The sequence below is a fragment of the Parabacteroides sp. B2-S-102 genome (assembly GCF_023656665.1).
Lineage (GTDB): Bacteria > Bacteroidota > Bacteroidia > Bacteroidales > Tannerellaceae > Parabacteroides > Parabacteroides distasonis.
In genome coordinates, this window is sequence record NZ_JAMOKM010000003.1 from 204,361 (window position 1) to 222,577 (window position 18,217).

16 protein-coding genes are annotated in these 18,217 nt (G+C 46.4%); 7 read left to right on the forward strand and 9 right to left on the reverse strand.

Annotated features, from left to right (window positions below; all coding sequences use genetic code 11):
* Positions 1 to 61 precede the first annotated feature (61 nt).
* Entirely contained in the window at positions 62 to 2,254 is a 2,193-nt protein-coding gene (locus tag NBH07_RS05885; protein WP_008772603.1) for a glutamine synthetase III family protein, read from the forward strand.
* A 107-nt stretch (positions 2,255 to 2,361) separates the two neighbouring features.
* On the opposite strand, the gene NBH07_RS05890 is transcribed toward NBH07_RS05885, so the two are convergent.
* Complete coding sequence (locus tag NBH07_RS05890) at positions 2,362 to 3,249, reverse strand: TIM barrel protein (RefSeq protein ID WP_008772604.1); 888 nt, start codon at positions 3,247 to 3,249, stop codon at positions 2,362 to 2,364.
* A 74-nt stretch (positions 3,250 to 3,323) separates the two neighbouring features.
* On the opposite strand from NBH07_RS05890, the gene NBH07_RS05895 reads away from it, so the two are divergent.
* Complete coding sequence (locus NBH07_RS05895) at positions 3,324 to 4,652, forward strand: MATE family efflux transporter (RefSeq protein ID WP_005868477.1); 1,329 nt, start codon at positions 3,324 to 3,326, stop codon at positions 4,650 to 4,652.
* Between the two features lie 70 nt (positions 4,653 to 4,722).
* Positions 4,723 to 6,003, forward strand: coding sequence for an O-acetylhomoserine aminocarboxypropyltransferase/cysteine synthase family protein (locus NBH07_RS05900; protein WP_008779363.1), 1,281 nt, complete (start codon positions 4,723 to 4,725; stop codon positions 6,001 to 6,003).
* A gap of 81 nt (positions 6,004 to 6,084) precedes the next feature.
* Here the strand turns inward: NBH07_RS05900 and NBH07_RS05905 are convergent, their stop codons facing one another.
* From NBH07_RS05905 to fusA2, 3 genes are all read right to left on the reverse strand, one after another.
* A complete protein-coding gene (locus NBH07_RS05905) occupies positions 6,085 to 7,239 on the reverse strand; it encodes a glycosyltransferase family protein (RefSeq protein ID WP_009017020.1) in 1,155 nt (384 codons plus the stop codon).
* Complete coding sequence (locus NBH07_RS05910) at positions 7,236 to 8,009, reverse strand: UDP-2,3-diacylglucosamine diphosphatase (RefSeq protein WP_039848579.1); 774 nt, start codon at positions 8,007 to 8,009, stop codon at positions 7,236 to 7,238. Before NBH07_RS05910 ends, NBH07_RS05905 begins: the two co-directional genes overlap by 4 nt.
* Positions 8,010 to 8,168: 159 nt before the next feature.
* Positions 8,169 to 10,325: an elongation factor G2 gene (gene fusA2 / locus NBH07_RS05915; protein WP_005858833.1), complete on the reverse strand. Its 2,157-nt coding sequence runs from the start codon at positions 10,323 to 10,325 to the stop codon at positions 8,169 to 8,171.
* 190 nt (positions 10,326 to 10,515) lie between these two features.
* On the opposite strand from fusA2, the gene hemW reads away from it, so the two are divergent.
* From hemW to NBH07_RS05930, 3 genes are all read left to right on the forward strand, one after another.
* Positions 10,516 to 11,643, forward strand: coding sequence for a radical SAM family heme chaperone HemW (gene hemW / locus NBH07_RS05920; protein ID WP_008779361.1), 1,128 nt, complete (start codon positions 10,516 to 10,518; stop codon positions 11,641 to 11,643).
* Between the two features lie 117 nt (positions 11,644 to 11,760).
* The gene (locus tag NBH07_RS05925) at positions 11,761 to 12,360 is read left to right on the forward strand and encodes an ATPase (protein WP_005858862.1); all 600 of its coding nucleotides are present in this window, start codon (positions 11,761 to 11,763) and stop codon (positions 12,358 to 12,360) included.
* Positions 12,353 to 12,520: a DUF8506 family protein gene (locus NBH07_RS05930; protein ID WP_005858864.1), complete on the forward strand. Its 168-nt coding sequence runs from the start codon at positions 12,353 to 12,355 to the stop codon at positions 12,518 to 12,520. Before NBH07_RS05925 ends, NBH07_RS05930 begins: the two co-directional genes overlap by 8 nt.
* A 161-nt stretch (positions 12,521 to 12,681) precedes the next feature.
* Here NBH07_RS05930 and NBH07_RS05935 read toward each other — a convergent pair whose 3' ends face one another.
* The 3 genes from NBH07_RS05935 to NBH07_RS05945 are packed head-to-tail and all read right to left on the reverse strand — an operon-like array spanning position 12,682 to position 16,383.
* Positions 12,682 to 14,841: a S46 family peptidase gene (locus NBH07_RS05935; RefSeq protein WP_005858866.1), complete on the reverse strand. Its 2,160-nt coding sequence runs from the start codon at positions 14,839 to 14,841 to the stop codon at positions 12,682 to 12,684.
* Positions 14,838 to 15,311, reverse strand: coding sequence for a CYTH domain-containing protein (locus NBH07_RS05940; RefSeq protein WP_005858868.1), 474 nt, complete (start codon positions 15,309 to 15,311; stop codon positions 14,838 to 14,840). The genes NBH07_RS05935 and NBH07_RS05940 overlap by 4 nt, the downstream gene beginning before the upstream one ends.
* Positions 15,301 to 16,383, reverse strand: a complete 1,083-nt coding sequence (locus tag NBH07_RS05945) for a DUF2027 domain-containing protein (RefSeq protein WP_005858870.1) — start codon at positions 16,381 to 16,383, stop codon at positions 15,301 to 15,303. Before NBH07_RS05945 ends, NBH07_RS05940 begins: the two co-directional genes overlap by 11 nt.
* Positions 16,384 to 16,509: 126 nt before the next feature.
* Here NBH07_RS05945 and NBH07_RS05950 point away from each other — a divergent pair, with 126 nt between their 5' ends.
* Positions 16,510 to 17,724: an S-adenosylmethionine:tRNA ribosyltransferase-isomerase gene (locus NBH07_RS05950; RefSeq protein WP_008779359.1), complete on the forward strand. Its 1,215-nt coding sequence runs from the start codon at positions 16,510 to 16,512 to the stop codon at positions 17,722 to 17,724.
* Here the strand turns inward: NBH07_RS05950 and NBH07_RS05955 are convergent.
* Together NBH07_RS05955 and NBH07_RS05960 are read right to left on the reverse strand one after the other, a co-directional pair.
* Positions 17,684 to 18,016 carry a type II toxin-antitoxin system RelE/ParE family toxin gene (locus tag NBH07_RS05955; protein ID WP_005858874.1) on the reverse strand — a complete coding sequence of 111 codons (333 nt, stop codon included), beginning with the start codon at positions 18,014 to 18,016 and terminating at the stop codon, positions 17,684 to 17,686. The genes NBH07_RS05950 and NBH07_RS05955 overlap by 41 nt on opposite strands.
* Positions 18,004 to 18,192, reverse strand: a complete 189-nt coding sequence (locus NBH07_RS05960) for a hypothetical protein (RefSeq protein WP_005858876.1) — start codon at positions 18,190 to 18,192, stop codon at positions 18,004 to 18,006. Before NBH07_RS05960 ends, NBH07_RS05955 begins: the two co-directional genes overlap by 13 nt.
* Positions 18,193 to 18,217: the final 25 nt, after the last annotated feature.

Genomic DNA, 18,217 nt, shown 5'->3' on the forward strand with positions numbered 1-18,217 from the left:
TGACTGTCAATTGTCAACTGTTTTGTATTTTTGCGTCGTAAAAACATAAAACAATTCAACAATGTCAATCTCACGCTTTAATGCTGTGGAGAAGGCATCCAACCGAAAGGCCGTGGAAGCCGTTACTCCCGAACACAAAGTATCTGAGTACTATGGCGAGAATGTCTTCAACCGGAAGGCGATGCAAAAATATCTCTCCAAGGAAACGTACAAAGCCTTGACCCACGCCATTGACAATGGCACACCTATCGACCGGGAAATCGCCAATCATGTGGCAGCCGGCATGCGTATGTGGGCACTGGAAAAAGGAGTCACTCATTATACCCACTGGTTTCAACCGCTTACCGATGGCACCGCCGAGAAGCACGACGCTTTCGTGGAACACGATGGTAACGGTGGCATGATCGAGGAGTTCAGCGGCAAATTGCTTGTCCAGCAAGAACCGGACGCTTCCAGTTTCCCGAACGGTGGACTTCGTAATACCTTCGAGGCCCGCGGCTACTCCGCTTGGGACCCCTCCTCTCCCGCTTTTATCGTAGATGACACACTTTGTATCCCAACCGTATTTATCGCTTATACCGGCGAAGCACTGGATTATAAGACCCCACTGATCCGCTCTATCGAAGTATTGGGAGAAGCCGCCAAGGACGTATATAGATATTTCGATGAGGATGTCAATAAGATAATTACTTACCTAGGTTGGGAACAGGAATATTTCCTTGTTGACGAGGACTTGTATTCCGCCCGTCCGGACCTCTCACTCACCGAGCGTACCTTGCTCGGACATGAGAGCGCGAAGAACCAACAATTAGACGACCATTATTTTGGCGCTATCCCCTCTCGTGTACAAGAATTCATGAAAGACTTGGAAACCGAATGCTATAAACTAGGTATCCCGGTAAAGACCCGCCATAACGAGGTAGCCCCCAACCAGTTCGAGCTAGCTCCTATTTACGAGGAATGTAACCTGGCCAACGACCATAACCAATTATTGATGTCGGTCATGAAACGTGTCTCCCGCCGTCATAATTTCCGTGTATTATTGCACGAGAAGCCATTTAACGGGGTAAACGGTTCCGGTAAACACTGTAACTGGTCTATGGGAACAGACAAGGGGGTAAACTTATTCTCTCCGGGTAAAGACCGTGAGGACAACCTACGCTTCATCACCTTCGTGGTGAACACTATCATGGCCGTTTATAAATACAACGCTTTATTAAAAGCGAGTATCGCTTCCGCCACGAACGCACACCGCCTAGGTGCGAACGAGGCACCTCCCGCTATCATCTCCACTTTCCTCGGAACGCAAATCAGCGAGATCTTGGATAAGTTTGAGAATAGCTCTATCGAGGACGCTATCGAGGTAGACGATAAAAAGGGCTTGCATCTTGGCTTCGGGCAGATCCCCGAACTGCTGTTGGACAATACGGATCGTAACCGTACCTCTCCTTTCGCCTTCACCGGCAACCGTTTTGAGTTCCGCGCCCCGGGCTCTTCCGTGAACTGCGGATCGGCCATGTTAGCGTTGAACTCCGCCGTAGCCTATCAATTGCAACAATTCAAGAAGGACGTAGAGGCTTTGCAAGCGGAAGGAAAAAGCAAGGAAGTAGCGATCTTCAAGGTGCTGAAAGCCTATATCAAGGAATCTAAGCCGATCCGCTTCGATGGGAACGGTTATTCGGACGAATGGAAAGAGGAAGCCGCCAAGCGAGGTCTGGATTGCCAAAATAGTGTTCCCTTGCAATATGACGCTTATCTTAAACCGGAGTCGATCGAGATGTTCACGTCTACCGGCGTACTTACCCAGAAAGAATTGGAAGCGCGTAATGAAGTAAAATGGGAAGTCTATATCAAAAAGGTACAGATCGAGGCCCGGGTATTAGGGGATTTATCCTTGAATCATATCATCCCGGTAGCCGTTCGTTACCAGAGCGTATTGCTGGATAATATAGCGAAGTTGAAAGAGACATTCGGCGACGACCCGGAATTCTGCGATATGTCGGAAGAGCCCCGTCGCTTGGTTCGTAAGATAGCCGGACATATCTGTGCCGTGACCAAGAAAGTGGATGAGATGGTAGAGGCCCGCAAGAAAGCGAACCGCTTGACCGATATGCGGGAAAAGGCGATCGCTTACCACGACTCGGTGGCCCCTTATTTGGATGAGATCCGTGACCATATCGATGATCTGGAGCTGATGGTGGACAACCAGATGTGGCCGTTGCCGAAGTATAGGGAACTCCTGTTTATCCGATAAAAAACACCAGTACTGGCGTTGCCTTGCGCCAGTATCGGCATAGCCTCACGCTGATATAGGCGCAGCCTTACACCGATACTGGCATAAGGCTACGCCTATACTCCCGTTTACCACTTCACATAAGAGGCATTCATCAAGAAGTCATAATCATGTTTCATCGCTTGCAGCGGTGTCATATTATAACGCTCTTGCTCAATGAAGTAATCCTCTAATCCGGCTTTCTCCGCCACAGCGAATAAGGATTTGAAGTCTACGATTCCGGCGCCCATCTCCGTGCTGCCCTTTCCATCCGCATTCGCGTCTTTCAAGTGCCAGTTGGCGAAACGACCGGGATAACGGTTCACGTAATCATGACATTTAAAACCGCCATACACTAATTGAGCCGTATCGATCTGGAAAGTAACCAGCCCTTTGTCCGTATTCTCGATCATCACGTCGAACGGGATCTTTCCTTCCAACTCATGGAATTCATCCACATGGTTATGGAAAGCGAAACGCAACCCGTTCGCCTTCGCGATCTCACCACATTTATTAAATTGATCCGCTAAACGCTTCACGTCCGAAAGACTCTTGATATCTTTGGAGGGATAACCCGCCTGAACAATCCATTTACAGCCTACCTCTGCCGTATCGGCGGCATTCTTTTTCCAGAAGTCCCATCCCTTGGTATCACCCTCCGCCAGCAAACCGCTTCCGGTATGGGAACCTACCATACGGGCACCCAGATCCGCCAGATATTTCTTCATCTCGGCCGGGGATTTCCCGTAGAATTTGCCATCCCGGTAACCGGCGGCTTCCATCCGTTTATAACCGATATCCACCAAAGCCTTCATCGTACCGTCAAAATCCGTCTTCAAGTCGTCCCGGACACTATACAACTGTACACCTATCGCTTTCTCTTTCTTAGCCAAGATAGAGGCAAAGCCATTCGGTACTACACTCAGCGCAGCCACAGCGGCACCCGCTTTCAAAAAATTCCGTCTCGTTATCATCATACTATTCTTTAAGATTAACGTCGCTAAAGGTAGCAAAATTATTTCTACTTTCGCGCACATTTAAACAAACGATCATGCAAGGAACAAAAAATCTGACCGAAGGGGTCATCTCCCGGCAACTATTCAATCTGGCGATGCCGATCATGGGTACCTCATTTATCCAAATGGCCTATAGCATCACCGACATGGCTTGGGTAGGCCGATTGGGAAGCGAGGCCGTAGCCGCTATCGGCGCCGTTGGTATCCTTACTTGGATGACGAACTCGATCTCTTACTTGAATAAAGTAGGCTCGGAGGTGAGTGTCGGGCAAAGTATCGGGGCGCAAAACGTGGAAGATGCCCGAGGATTCGCTTCCCATAACCTAACGATCGCCTTGATCCTCTCGCTTTGTTGGGGATTCTTGCTATTCGTCCTCGCTCATCCGATTATCGGCTTCTACAAACTGGAGGAACCGATCGCGTTGAACGCCGTGGAATATTTGAGAATCGTCGCTTCCGCATTCCCATTTATCTTCCTCTCAGCGGCGTTTACCGGGATTCATAATGCGGCGGGATTGAGTAAGATTCCATTTTATATCAGCGGAACAGGTCTTTTACTGAATATGGTGCTAGATCCTTTATTTATACTCGGCTTCCATTTGGGCACGGCGGGCGCAGCTTGGGCTACGTGGATCTCCCAAGCGGTGGTTTGCGGACTATTCGTCTATCAGCTAAAATGCCGCAATAAATTGTTCGGGGGATTCCCTTTCTTTGTCCGTTTAAAAGAACGTTACACCAAGCGGATCTTCCAATTGGGCCTGCCGGTAGCGTTATTAAATACATTCTTCGCGATCATCAATCTTTTTATGGCTCGTACAGCTTCCACCTACGGAGGGCATATCGGTTTGATGACGCTTACGGCAGGCGGACAAATGGAGGCGATCGCATGGAACACCTCACAAGGCTTCAGTACGGCCCTCTCCGCTTTCACCGCACAGAACTACGCCGCACGCAAGAAAGAACGTATCTTGACCGCTTATCATACGACGCTTAAAATGACTTCGATCATCGGTGTACTCTGCACGTTGTTATTCGTCTTTTACGGTAGCGAGGTCTTCTCGCTGATCGTGCCGGAGCAAGCCGCTTATGAGGCCGGTGGTATATTTCTCCGGATCGACGGATATTCGATGATCTTCATGATGCTGGAGATTACCACGCAAGGCATGTTCTACGGTACCGGCCGAACGGTTCCGCCGGCGATCATCAGCATCTCGTGTAACACCTTACGCATACCTTTGGCCATCGGGCTAGCGGCAGCGGGACTGGGTATTACGGGTGTTTGGTGGGCGATCAGCCTTTCCAGCATGCTAAAAGGTGTCGTCGCTTTCATTTGGTTCAGTATCTTACAGAAGAAGATCTTGTAAGCGGAACAATTCTTACCGATTTTCCGTACATTCGCGATTAAAATGACATTCAATTAAAAAAACAACCTATATGGATAACAAATTCAAACCGGAAACCCTGTGCGTACAGGCCGGTTGGCAACCCAAGAAAGGAGAACCCCGTGTCCTCCCGATCTATCAAAGCACGACATTCAAGTATGAGACGAGCGAGCAGATGGCTAAATTGTTCGATTTGGAGGAAAGCGGCTATTTCTATACCCGCCTTCAAAACCCGACAAACGAGGCTGTAGCCGCCAAGATCGCGGCGTTGGAAGGTGGCGTGGCCGCTATGCTGACCTCATCCGGGCAGGCCGCTAGCTTTTTCGCTTTCTTCAATATTTGCGAGGCTGGCGATCATATCGTAAGCGCTACCAGCATTTATGGAGGTACTTATAATCTACTGGCCGTTACCTTGAAGAAGCTGGGAATCGAATGCACGTTCGTAGATCAAGACGCGAGCGAGGAAGAGATCTCCAAGGCTTTCCGCCCGAATACGAAGGCGATGTTCGGCGAGATGATCTCCAATCCGGGCGTTATGGTATTGGATGTGGAGAAGTTTGCCCGCATCGCCCATAATCATGGCGTACCCTTGATCGTCGATAATACGTTCGCCACGCCGATCAATTGCCGTCCGTTCGAATGGGGAGCGGATATCGTTACGCACTCCACGACTAAATATATGGATGGCCATGCCACGAGCGTGGGTGGTTGTATCGTGGACAGCGGCAATTTCGATTGGGAAGCGCATGCCGAGAAGTTCCCGGGACTTTGCCAACCGGACCCTTCTTACCACGGATTGACCTATACCAAGGCATTCGGGAAATTAGCGTTCATCACGAAAGCGACTAGCCAACTGATGCGTGACCTCGGAGCGATCCAATCCCCGCAAAACGCATTCCTATTGAATCTGGGATTGGAGACCTTGCATCTTCGTGTACCGCAGCATTGCAAAAACGCCTTGGCGGTAGCGCAGTGGCTACAGAAATGTGATAAGGTAGCTTGGGTTCATTATCCGGAATTGGAAGGCAATCCGTACCATGAGCTCGCCAAGAAGTATCTACCGAATGGCTCTTGCGGTGTATTATCCTTCGGATTGAAAGGTGGACGTGAGGTGGCGATCAAGTTTATGGATAGCTTGAAACTCGCCGCTATCGTAACTCACGTAGCGGATGCCCGTACTTGCGTGCTTCACCCGGCCAGTCATACGCACCGCCAGTTGAGCGACGAGCAATTGATAGAGGCTGGCGTGGCTCCGGACTTGATCCGCTTCTCTGTAGGTATCGAGAACGCCGATGATATCATCGCCGATATTGAGCAAGCGCTCAATAAATAAGACATCTGTGCCATGCTGATGAAACGCTTGTGCCATCAGCATGGCACACCTGCATCTACAGCACGGTACTGCTATAAGTTCCTAGATAGGCAGGAATCTCCCCAGACGCACCACCCAATTTGTCGTAATCCTCCCTAGGCTCGTTACCGGATGTTCCTCACGCAACAAATCCTCACGGAACTCACGAAGAATAAGCCAATCCGCCTGTTTCACCCAATGCCGGAAGAGCGGATTCTCCACATGACTTTCCGAAATGGATAATAACACGTCCAGATCAAAACAATCAGCGACAACGCCTGCGCCAGACAAAGAGGCATCGTAAGCATTGCAAGCTTGCTCAATATGTGTAGGAACCATCAATACAGGTTTATTCAGATACATCGCCTCACATACGGATTCGAATCCGGCGGTCGTAGCATAAGCCTTCGCCCCCGACATATAACGTAGAAACAACGTATCATCCAGCTGATGGAAAGAAAGGCAATCGTCTATTTTCACCTCGGCTCGCTGATCTTTCTTATCCCAAAAGAAATGCATCGGAACCGAAGGATGACGGGAATGCCAAGAACGGATCTCCTCACTAAACCCGCTATTCAACAAATAACCATGCAAATAACTGCCGTTCGAGGGAACCGCATCCAAGACTTCTTGCCTTAATAAAGGAGGAACCACGACTATTCCTCCCAACGGCGCCTCGCGCATCTTCCGGAAAGACAAGGCTAATTTTTTGACGGAGCCTATCGCCGTTAATCTCGTAAAAAATCGTAGCGATGCCAACGACAATGTGCTCTGCTTCGGGAAAACGAAGTCCGGATGCAAGAATAGATATTGATGGGCGATACATACCATCGTCGCTTTCGGACGGAGAATCAAGTAAGTCAGCCCCGTCAATAGCTCGTAGAAATTCACGACAACATCCGCATCCGTCTGCCGAATCATCCGGTCGATATAACGGATACTTCCCATGTATTTATGCAGACGCAATACATTATATAATACGCTACGCATCAAACTCACTTGTTTATTCTTAGCCGTCGGTAAAAAATTCGGACTCTCAAACGGATATACCGGCGATTGTATCTTATTCAAGAAGAAATCCGGCAAACGGCGGGCCGGGCTTTTTCCTACCAACACACCAACGATCTCATGTCCTTCGGCCATCAATTTCTGGCGTAAGGATAACGCTTGGGTCAAGTGCCCACGTCCCTCACCTTGTATGATAAACAGAATTTTCATACGGCATCCGCATATAGTTGTACATTATTATTATATGTAACAATATCCCACTCTCCTTGTTCATCCTCCACGAGAGCGGTCATGCTTTCCACCCAATCGCCGGAATTTAGATAATGCACATTACCATACCATACGTTCGCCGCTTGATGAATATGACCGCAAATAATCCCATCCAAATGCTTGGCCTCCGCTAAGCGTACCAGCTCTTTCTCAAACTCCGAGATATAAGAGACCGCACTTTTCACCCGGTGTTTCACCTCTTGGGATAAAGAGAAATAAGGTTTTCCTTGCCGCTCTCTACGATGATTGTAAACCTTATTCAACCACAATAAAAAAGTATATCCCACATCCCCGAGCATGGCAAGCCAACGCATATGGGTCGTAACCGTATCGAAAATATCGCCATGTGTCACGAAATAGCGTTTTCCTTGTCTCGTCTTCAGTAAATAATCCTTTACGATCGATATATTGGAGAACTTAAAAGGAGCCAAGCTATCGAGAAAATCATCATGGTTCCCCACTACATAGATAATCTCCGTACCCCTTTTCTCCATCATCTTCATCAATACCTTAAAGAAATCGGTATGCTTGTGTTTCCAGCGTTTACCGGATTTCTTCAATTGCCAGCCATCGATGATATCACCATTCAAAATCAATCGATCGCAATCTACGTGCTTGAGAAAACGGGTGACCTCCTCCGTCCGGGAATGTTCCGATCCCAAATGGATGTCAGAGAGGACAATAGTCGGATAGTACTTTCTTAATATCATCTTTTCCTTATTTAAGATGATACAAAAGAACACTTTCGGTATTACAAGTTCACGACAACCTAATGAAAAAGACATAACAAAAAGGCCAGCTCTTCACAAAGCCGGCCTTTTCTCGTTTAACTTTAAATATTAAAAAATTATGATGACATTTTACTTTACCTATTCTTCTGATTGAGTAGCCTCGTAAGCCTTTAACAACTTCTCTTGTACATCGGCAGGAACTAACTCGTAACTAGCGAACTTCATCGTAAACGAAGCACGTCCGCCCGTAATGGAGCTTAGTGAAGTAGAATAGTTAGACATCTCTTTCAAAGGAACTTTCGCCAATAGTTTCTCAAATCCCTTCTCGCTATTCATACCCATAATCAAGGCACGGCGTCCTTGCAAGTCACTCATCACATCTCCCAGATAATCGGCAGGAACGGAAACCTCGACATCGTAAACAGGCTCCAAGATCTTAGGGCCAGCCTCCTTGAAGGAAGTACTGAAAGCATTACGTCCGGCAAGCATGAAAGAGATCTCATTACTGTCTACCGGGTGCATCTTACCATCGTATACGCAAATACGCACGTCGCGAGCATACGAACCCGTCAACGGCCCTTGCTCCATACGAGCCATGATACCTTTTAGGATAGCCGGCAAGAAACGAGCGTCGATAGCACCACCAACGATACAGTTTACGAACACGACTTTACCACCCCAATCCAAATCGATTATTTGAGTATCACGAACATTCATCTTATACTCCTGTCCGCCGAAACGGTAGGTATCCGGAGCAGGCATACCTTCATAATAAGGCTCGATAATCAAGTGAACTTCACCGAACTGGCCTGCGCCACCAGATTGTTTCTTATGGCGGTAATCCGCACGGGCCGCTTTCGTAATCGTCTCACGATACGGGATCTTCGGCTCCAGATATTCGATCGGCAATTTATCATTATTCTCGATTCTCCATTTCAATGTACGAAGATGGAACTCACCTTGACCGGAAACGATTGTCTGCTTCAATTCCTTGGACTGCTCGATTACCCATGTCGGGTCTTCCTCGCGCATACGTATCAAGATTTCCATCATCTTCTCGGCGTCAGCCTCATTCACCGGCTTGATAGCACGACGATATTTCGGATCCGGATATTTAATGAAGTCGAAACGATAATCACAACCCTTTCCGTTCAATGTATTACCACGGCGAACATCCTTTAACTTAACGGTCGCTCCAATATCACCCGCCACCATTTCCGTAACCGGGGTACGAGTTTGTCCGGCTACCGCAAATAACTGTGCGATACGCTCCTTGGAACCACGATCGGCATTCATCAAATCGTCACCTTCTTTTACTTTTCCTGATATCACTTTAAAATAGGAAACCTGACCAATATGAGGTTCCACGGTAGTCTTGAAGAAGAACAAGCTAGTAGGACCATTCGAGTCCGGAGTCACCTCTACGCCTTCCGTAGTAATCAGACGAGGCATCTTGTCGGTACAAGGAACCACGTTACCCAAGAACTCCAACGTACGACGAACACACATATCACGACCGGCACATACGCAGAATACCGGGAACATACCGCGAGTAACCAAGCCCGCACGGATACCGGCACGCATATCATCCTCGCTCAAGGCACCTTCCTCAAAGAATTTCTCCATCAAAGTATCATCGTTCTCAGCGGCGGCTTCCACCAAGGCTTGATGCAACTCCATCGCCTTATCCATTTCCTCGGCGGGGATTTCCAATACATCAGGAACTCCACCTTCCGGTTTCCAACGATACATCTTCATTTTTAATACATCCACCACGGCATTGAAAGAAGAGCCGCAGCTAATCGGATATTGGATCGGAACGATCTTACTGCCCCAACGGTCTTTCAACTGGGCGATGGTTCCCTCATAGTCGGCTTTATCATTATCAAGCTGATTGACAACAAAAATCACCGGTTTATGAAATTGTTCAGTATACCGGAACTGGTTAATGGTTCCAACCTCAACACCGTACTGGGCATTCAATACCATCAGTGCCGTATCCGTGACATTCAGAGCGGAAACAGCTCCTCCAACGAAATCATCAGAACCCGGACAATCGATGAAATTCAGCTTCCGATCCTGCCACTCAACACTGAAAACGGTTGAGAAAACTGAGTATCCATACTCTTTCTCAACCGGGAAATAATCGGACACCGTATTTCCTGCCTCAACGGAGCCGCGGCGTTTTATAACTCCACCCTCGTAAAGCATAGCTTCAGCGAGAGTGGTTTTCCCAGAGCCCGAACTTCCCAAGATAGAGATGTTCTTAATTTCATTTGTTTGGTATACTTTCATGATATCAGGATTTATTTGAGTTTAACAATACGTTTATTTGGCGTGAATCACTTTCACGAGGGCGCAAATTAGAGATTGTAAAGGAAAAAAGCAATTATCGCCCGGTGTTTGAGAACTATGTTGTGCAGCAGCAAGGTTTTTTGAAATTTAAATTATATCTTTGTGTAAAGATATAATTGTGTCCATACAGATGGCAGGTTTATACATCCACGTTCCTTTTTGCGCCAAGCGGTGTTTATACTGTGACTTTTTTTCCAATACGGAGATGAAGTATAAAGAGCCGTATATAAACGCACTTATAAAAGAGATGGAATTGCGGAAGGGATATATAGGAAACGAAGCATTAGAAACCATTTACTTCGGGGGAGGCACCCCCTCTCAATTAGACGAGAAGGATTTTGGCAAGATATTCGAGGCTATCTATCGTCATTTTGATGTAGCCGAGCAAATGGAGATTACCTTAGAGGCGAATCCGGATGACATGAAACGAGAATATGTATCGCTTCTCCGTAATTATCCTTTTAACCGGGTCAGTATGGGTGTACAGAGTTTTCATCCGGAAGATTTGCGTTTTCTGAATCGTCGCCATGACCGGCAACAAGCGATTAAAGCAGTAGAACTATGCAAGGAATATGGGATTACAAATATCAGTATCGATTTGATCTACGGACTCCCCAACCAAACGCAGCAAGCATGGGAAGAGAATTTGCGACAAGCGATCCGGTTGGATGTTCCCCATCTTTCCGCCTACCACCTCATTTACGAGGAAGGTACCGCACTTTACAAATTGCTGGAAGCGGGAAAAGTGACCCCCATAAACGAGGAGTTAAGCGTCTCGTTCTTTTCCACATTAATAGATCGGTTGGCAGAAGCAGGCTATTTGCATTACGAGATATCTAATTTCACCCGTCCCGGGTTCTTCTCCAAGCACAATAGCTCCTACTGGACCGGAAAGAAATATCTGGGGCTCGGTCCTTCCGCCCATTCTTATAACGGAATAGACCGGGAATGGAATCCATCTTCTCTACCTATATATATAGACGGTATAGAAAATGGGCATCCGACAATAGAATCCGAGGATTTAGACCTATGCACCCGGTACAACGACTTCATCATCACCGGCCTTCGAACCATGTGGGGAGTCTCTTTCGCTGATATCCAGACAAAATTTGGCAGGAAGCTCCTTTCTTATTGTCAAAAGCAAGCTCAACCCCATATCAACCAAGGTCTCTTATTACAAACCGATGACAAATTGATTTTATCCAAGTCAGGAATCTTCGTTTCCGACGGAATCATGAGTGATCTACTTTGGGTATAAAAATTAACAAAACCACCACTTTCGCCAACAAACCTGTTAGTTAAAAGTACATTTCCTGCACATTTTCACGATTTTTGAGAAATAAAACGACGCATATTAAAAAACTATTACATATATTTGCAGCATCAAAAACAGCAAACAGTGCCATATTTGTATATAATATCAGGTTGCAACGGAGCAGGAAAAACAACAGCTTCCTTCACGATTTTACCAGAAATGCTAAAATGTAGGGAGTTTGTTAACTCAGACGAGATAGCCAAGGGACTTTCCCCTTTTAATGCAGACAGTATAGCCGTCGCCGTTGAAGCTAGTCGTATTATGTATAAGCGGATAAAGGAACTCATCGGTGCTGGTGAGACTTTCGCAATGGAAACTACGCTGGCCACCCGTTCAGTCGCAAACCTGATACGGGAAGCACAAAGGGAAGGTTATTATGTTACATTGCTTTACTTCTGGCTGAATACGCCGGATCTAGCCGTGGAACGTGTAAAAATGAGGGTAGCCGCCGGAGGTCACAATATTCCGGAAGCAACGATACGGCGTCGGTATGAGGCCGGTATCCACAATTTATTTGAGCTATACCTTCCTATTAGTGACTATTGGATGATAACTGATAATTCGATGTCTCCCATGGAAGTGATCGCCAAGGGATTCAAGAATGATAAAAGGGAAGTGTATAATCTAGATATTTTTACAAAACTTGAACATCATGAATGAGCAAGAAGTTAGAGAATTCGAAGAGAATATAGTAAAAGGTGCAAATATAGCTTTTCAGCGTTTGGTGAATCAGAAGAAGAAGGAAGACGGAGAGTTGGTATTCTCTCGTAACGGTCATATCTTCAGAGTCAAAGCTGTTGATCTTGACAAGATTTATTAAGTTATAGATATACATATACAAAAAGAGGAGACGTATCTTTCAGGGATATGTCTCCTCTTTTTGGCTTTATAGAAAAAGGAACTTAGGTTCATGGGCGAAGTATGTTAACATACTTCGGCATTTCAGTTAACATACTTCGCCCACGAAGTTAACTTACTTCTCTATCTTGAGAATTCCATCTCGTTCAATAAATAACCGGCTCCGGCATATTTATCGATTACGAATAGGACATAACGGATATCTACGATAATACTGCGTTGATAATCGGGCAGATATTGGATATCCCCTCCTACTCCTTCCCAGTTACGGTCGAAATTGATACCGATTAACTCTCCTTGTCCATTCAATACCGGACTACCGGAGTTCCCTCCCGTTGTATGGGTCGTAGCACAGAAGGCAACCGGCATTTTACCGTTAGGCATCTTATAAGGGCCAAAGTCTCCTGCTTGATATAATTCCTTCAAACGAGCAGAAACCACAAATTCCCAATTCGTAGAATCCTCCTTCTCCATGACGCCGTCTAAAGTGGTTTGATGACCATAATAATCGCAATCACGAGGACTGTAACCTTTCACCTGCCCATAAGTCAGACGAAGCGTAGAGTTCGCGTCCGGAAAACTAGCCAAGTCTCCATACATCGCTAAAAGTCCTTTCACATACGCACGATGGGCGATCGCATATCCGGCATCAAAATCAGCCAAAGCCTTATCTAACGCCTTTTTCTCATCCTTTACGGATTGCGCGAACAGAATCATCGGATCTTCTCTCAAAGTTTTGACAGACGGGTGCTCCTTGAACGCATTAAAGTTCTTCTCGCTACCATAGATCGATTTATCAAACAGATAATCTACGAATTTATCCACATCCCCCTTAAACTTGCTATCGATTACGGAAAAATAAGCCGGCTGCGACTTCGGAGCGACCAAACGCCTATATTCCTTTAACATGACTTTCGCTATCTTCTTATCAACCATCGGCGCATAATCCTTATCAGCAAAACGGTGGAAAGCCCTCTCCAATTGAGTGACCTGTTTTTGCTGCTCGGAACGATCTTTCCCCTCCAAAGCCTCACAAACAGTCTCGATATCGGTCGGAACTTTGGAGAACTCGATGCCACGGCTCAATGCCTCATCCAACATCCAACTACGGAAACGCAAATCCTTACGATCATTAACGATCTGCTCCAATGTCAGAAGCGCTTCCGGATAAGCAGGCTCACACATCTTCTTCGACCAAGCGATCAAACGATCCTGCTCATCGTTTTTCACCTGCTCAAAATTACGTTTGTTGATCGCCCAGTTACTACCGATCGCATTCTTATAAGCGTTCGTAGAACCTGCATACTTACTAGCGTATTGAATCCGAACTTGCGGATCTTTCAACATTTCTTCCAGCATCGCCTCTTGACGGAGATTACGGATATTAATACGTACCGCATTATCTATATCCCGACGTTCAGCTACCTCCCATGAGGTATAGTATTTATTGGTACGGCCGGGGAACCCCATGATCATGGCATAATCGTTCTCCTCCACACCTTTTAAAGAAAGCTTTAGCCAACGTTTCGGACGAAGCGGGACATTGGTTTCCGAATAAGGTGCCGGATTTCCGTTCGCGTCGGCATACACACGGAAAAGAGAGAAGTCTCCGGTATGGCGAGGCCACATCCAGTTATCCGTATCCGCCCCGAACTTACCGATAGAGGAAGGGGGAGCACCGACTAAACGGACATCCGAATAGATCTTCTTGGTAAACATATAGTACTTATTACCTCCATAAAAAGCCTTGATCTCGACTTCCGTACCGGGGTTATCCTGTAAGAACTTCTCACCTACTTTCGCTTTAGCGAGGCCATTCAAGTACTTAGCGGACAAGAATTCCATGCTGTTCGGATCCGTGATCTTTTTCAGTTCCGTCCTCACATAATCCGTCACGTCGTCGATCTTATCGATAAAAGTAACCGTCAATCCCGGATTCGGAAGCTCCTTATCACGAGACATCGCCCAAAAGCCGTCCGTCAGATAATCATGTTCCAAGGTACTATGCCGTTGGATGCTACTATAACCACAATGATGATTCGTCAGCACCAACCCGTCCGGAGAGATCATCTCGCCCGTACAACCACCGCCAAAACGAACCACGGCGTCTTTCAAGGAAGGAGCCTCGGCGCTATACACTTCCTGATCGCTTAATCGCAGACCAAGGGCCTGCATCTCCGCAAACTTTTGTTGCTTCAATAAAGGGAGCAGCCACATGCCCTCATCGGCCAAGACCGGAAACGCCAATATAGCGGCCGCTACAGATAAAAAGAGTTTCTTCATGTATTTGAACTATTAAAAGGATGTTTTGTCAACATTGAATTATAATAACGGCGATCTCCACTTACCTCCTTACCAAGCCAAGCCGGTTTCTCAAAAGGCTCGTCCTCAGACGATAACTCGATCTCCGCAAGGATCAACCCTTCATTCGCTCCGTGGAAAACATCGACTTCCCACGTATGGCTGCCTCTGGGAACCAGATAACGAACCTTGTCGATCGCACCCGGCTCGCAAAGTTCCAACAACCGCTCGGCATCCACCAGAGGAATCTTTTGTTCGAACTCATAACGGCTCAAGCCTTTCTCATCCGAAGCGCCTTTGATCGTTAGGAATCCCTCCTCTCCCCGGATACGAATACGAACCGTACGTCCGGGCTGTGAGCAAATATATCCCTGCACGATACGGGTGGAGCTAACAGCCTCCGGTAAGAAATCACCGGAGACCAAGAATTTCCGTTCTATCTCAATGGCCATGTTTCGAGGTATCAGCCTTAATCGTTACCATCGTCGCACCAAAGCCATATTCGCGGAAAGAAGCGTCTTGAAAATAATGTTGCTTATAATGGGTCTTCAAATCCTTCTCGATCGCCTTACGCAGTACACCATCGCCTTTTCCATGGATAAAGACAATCTTCTGTCCGTTATTAAGAGCGTACTGATCCATCACCTCACGGAATTTTCCCAACTGGTACGTCAGCATATCCGCATTGCTCAATCCATTCGTATTATCCAACAATTCGGTTATATGCAAATCGATCTCAAGGATAGCGCTATTCGTCGGCTTCTTTTTCACGATTTGCCGGGGAACCCTACGTTCCTCACGAACCTTTTGCTGCATAGCTTCCTTCAACTCCGCCGCAGAGACCAATAGTTCTCTCTCGGGCAAGTCATTGCGGATAATCGGATAAATCAAGGCATCCTCCTCAAAGAAATCATTCTCCATAAAGCAGTGAAGCTTGTAGAACTTAACCGTATCCAAGCGCAACTCTACAGATACGGCGTTTTTCAACGAATAGGGTTTATCCTTCTTGAAAGCGATCAGTTGCACGCAGATCCTTTCCAGATCATTCAACTCCGGCTTACCGAACTCCTCTAGGAATATTTTCGTATTCGGCTCAATAATCCCGTTATAACGACTTGTCCAGCTATTATTCGTTCGGTTCATATAATTGAAGAACAAATAGTAATTGCTATCATTCACGAAATACGTCTCATAGCCACATTGCTGAAACGCCTTCGGATCGACCGGGAGATAAGCCAGATACACATTCAGACGCTCTCCCTCCGGTGTCTCCTCGACCTTTTCCTCTTTGGGTTCAGGCTTCTTTGGGGAAGGAGTCTCTACCGGAGCCTGTACTTTCGGGCGATTCGAGCTATGCACTTGCATATCATTGCCCCCAACCACGACACATTCCTTGATCAAGGCAGGAACCTCAAACCCATCCTCATCCTCAACCAACACTTGGTCCTTTCCACGGAATCCACGTACGACTCCACCTCCCACACTATTCAGGAAGCGAACTTTATCACCTATTTGAATACTCATATTCTATACCTTATTATATTATGCGCACAAAATTAGGGAATAATCCGCGAATCCGAAACCTATTTACTACTTTTGCACTCGGAATCCGTACAAACGGATGTTTTTTTTAACAGGACAGAAGAAGTAATGAAGACACAAGAAATACGTATCGAAGATTATAACTATTCGTTACCGGACGAACGAATCGCGAAGTTTCCATTGCCTAAAAGGGATGAGTCCAAACTTTTACTCTACCGTAACGGGGAAATAAGCGAAAGTATCTTTAAGCATATCACGGATTATCTTCCCCAAAACAGCTTGATGGTATTCAATAATACCCGGGTCATACAAGCCCGCCTACTTTTCCAGAAAGAGACCGGCGCACGCATCGAGATTTTCTGCTTAGAGCCCATCGAGCCTCATGATTACGCCTTGATTTTTCAAGAGACCCGACGCTGTAGCTGGACTTGCTTGGTTGGCAACCTTAAGAAATGGAAAGAAGGCACTTTATCCAAAACGATCTTCATTAAGGATCAACCGGTCGTGCTGACAGCGGATAAGAAAAAGTCTCATGGTGACACACATTTGATCGAATTCACATGGGATAACGAGACTTATACATTCGCCGATATCTTGGATGCCGCCGGGGTCTTGCCGATTCCTCCTTATTTACACAGAGAAACAGAGAAGAGCGACCTACAGACCTATCAAACGGTTTATTCTAAGATAAAAGGCTCCGTCGCCGCACCGACCGCCGGACTTCATTTCACTTCGGAAGTACTTGCCGATATAGATGCTCGGGGCATCGGGCGGGAAGAAGTCACCTTGCATGTCGGAGCGGGTACCTTTAAACCGGTAAAAAGCGACACGATCGAAGGGCACGAGATGCACACGGAATTTATCTCCGTCCGCCGCAGTTCCATCGAACGTATCAAAAGCAACCTTGGAAATATCATCGCCGTAGGAACGACTTCCGTACGGACCTTGGAAAGTCTCTATTACATGGGCGTGATCCTAGATAATAACCCCGAAGCGACTTCCGAAGATCTCGTCGTAAAACAATGGATGCCTTACGACATGAATAACAACCGGCTGACAGCGGAGCGTTCCCTTCAAAACATCCTCGATTATCTGGATAAGCATGATGCGGATACGCTGGTAACGGCTACACAAATCATCATCGCCCCGGGCTATGAGTTCAAGATCGTAAAAGGAATCGTCACCAACTTCCACCAGCCCAAAAGCACCTTGCTCTTGCTGATCTCCGCTTTCGTAAAAGGAAACTGGAAATCCATCTATGAGTATGCCTTAGAGCACGATTTCAGGTTTCTAAGTTATGGGGATAGTTCCTTGTTAATATAGATGCATGTAAAATACGAGCCGAATGGTGAACAGTTAAAATATCTATTCGGCTCTCATTAACCACTCTGTAAACAATCCGGTAATGATTCATCCGGATAAGCTCTCTTATAGTCGTATCTTGAAACTCCGGAACCATACGCCCGGCCAAAGGAAAACGTTCTAAAACATCTACCGCCGCAAACAATCCACTTACAACTCGGGAGGCATACGAGGTATAACTCTTCTTCTCAATATAATCTCCAATTTCATTAAGGTTTTGGATCGCAAAATCAGTCCATTTTACTTCAACCATTTCGCTAATTTATTCCGGCATTCCAATTTGGTTAACACTTTTCCTTCTTCTGATTCTTTTATTCCAATACAGACCTTATCGACAAAAGACATCTTATCGACAAGCTGGTCCATAGAAAAATGCTCCGGTAATCCTTCCATAGCCATAGCAACTTTTGACTTACTTAATAGATTCATCTGAATAGGTTTCGTTTTCTACAAA